1 protein-coding gene is annotated in these 781 nt (G+C 57.1%); it reads left to right on the top strand.

What is annotated here, in order from left to right:
- Positions 1-151 precede the first annotated feature (151 nt).
- Positions 152-781: hypothetical protein (locus PQR02_RS40615; protein ID WP_408243418.1), on the top strand; the 630-nt coding region annotated here is incomplete at its 3' end.

Below are 781 nucleotides of genomic sequence, written 5' to 3'. Positions count from 1 at the left end.
GCCTCGCGCGATTCCCTGGATAGCAATTTGAGGCATCTCTCCGAATACGCCGATCGGATTCAACAAGCATTGACGCGCAAAGAGCCGTAACGGTCAGACGCACCGTAGGCACTGGCGCTGTACCTCGCCCATCGAACCGACAGGAGGACTGATGGTCACCGCGATAGGTCCGCTCTTTGCAAAAAACATCAGCTCGATCGATAGCAATGAGGAGGACGCGATCTTTGTTGTGGATCCTGAGCTCGGCGGGCTGGGCAGGATCGATGTCCGCACGGGCCTCTTTCAGTGCCTGCTCAATTTCAAGCATTTCAATGAGTTCGAGAGAGCGGCGGCACTATGCATGCGGCCCGGCGGTACGATCCACTATTGCCGTTCCAATCTGATCCATACAGTCAGCATAGAAAACGGCTCGGTACATGCAGCAACGGATCCGATCACGATCGATGCTGCGCAGAGCATCGTCGGGTTGTGCTGGAAGGACGGCCGATACTACGTCGCCGACGTGACGGGCAGCCTGCTGGTGGTCGAGAACAACGAGCTGATACGGACGGTTCGCATTGGAAACGGCATCAACGACATGACGCTGCACGGCGATCGGCTCCTGATACTTCGCGGCGTCAGCCGTGCCGTCCATATCGTTGATCTTGACGGAACACATGTCGCGTCGGTTACGGTACCGCATGACGGCGCGGTGGGCATAGCCGCTGTCAAGACGTCCGATGCGAAAGAGCCGGGCGTTTATGTGTATTACAACCAGTGCAATTGGGACGTGTTTGACGAC

Source organism: Paraburkholderia sediminicola (assembly GCF_046026895.1).
GTDB lineage: Bacteria > Pseudomonadota > Gammaproteobacteria > Burkholderiales > Burkholderiaceae > Paraburkholderia > Paraburkholderia sediminicola_C.
This window is presented reverse-complemented; position numbering and strand designations above follow the sequence as displayed.